Source organism: Catenovulum sp. 2E275, assembly GCF_025515275.1.
GTDB lineage: Bacteria > Pseudomonadota > Gammaproteobacteria > Enterobacterales > Alteromonadaceae > Catenovulum.
The window spans coordinates 1-962 of record NZ_JAOPFU010000115.1 but is presented as its reverse complement, the minus strand read 5'-3'; the positions used below and the strand labels follow the sequence as shown (position 1 = coordinate 962).

The window sequence follows — 962 nt, the reverse complement described above, 5'->3', positions numbered from 1 at the left end:
CAATACCTCAAAACCTTCAGTATCACGGTTATCTGTATAATAACCATTGTCTCTCGGTCGAAATCTTATCCGTTTTTTGAGTAGCCAAGTCATAATTTAGTTTAGTAATACTTAGACGCTGCACTTTGTTAGTTTTACATTCCTTATTAACCTGAGATCTGTATAAAAACTAAAGTCGAGTCACTTTAATTCTCGGTTTTTTCTCTTGAAATGTGTAAGCGATTAATCCGGCCATTAAATTCACGATAAATGCGACACAGCTCCGATGTCTGAAATGTACAATCTGAGCTATATTTTTCAGTTGGCCTATCATAAAATTAATATCGGTTGCCGGTCATCTACGTTACCAGCCGTTACTTTTACCGAAAGCAGTCCACCTTCATCATTCATTATCAGATGCAGTTTAAACCCCATTATGCCTTTTCCTCGCTCTGCAACACCTGAAATCACTTGGTTTCGAAGAATACGCATATTATGACAAACCTTTAGCATGGTTGAATCAATAAAGGCTATGCCGGTTGGTTTCGAAAATCTTTTTTTGAGATAACTGCACAAAGCAGGTAAGACTGTTTGGAGTAATTTTAACATTCTTGTATAGCTGACAAGTTCAGGAAAATGGTGTTGCCAATATTGGCTAACAAATTGAATATAAAATGTTTTAAAGTCACGAAAACCTCAATGGTGAAATGCGATTAGAATTGTCATCACTTCACTGTGACTGAGTCTGGATAGTTTATTTCGCTGCTTTTCACCGGTTTCGATTAGGTGAGTTATCCATTGAGGTTCGAATAGTAAGCAAAAATCGTCGACATCTACATAAATTGCGTCTAAGTTAATCATGCCCTTGTCCTCGGTTCTCAACATTTTTCTTGGTCGAAAGATCTGATCACCACAAGGGCATTTAGTTCATTTTCTTATGCGCAGCTCAGGTTTATTAATCATAATGTAGTGCTGTAAAAGTT

At 36.8% G+C, this 962-nt stretch carries 1 pseudogene; it reads right to left on the bottom strand.

What is annotated here, in order from left to right:
• Positions 1-169: 169 nt before the first annotated feature.
• A pseudogene (locus tag N7931_RS19300) lies at positions 170-840 on the bottom strand (transposase).
• Positions 841-962 lie beyond the last annotated feature (122 nt).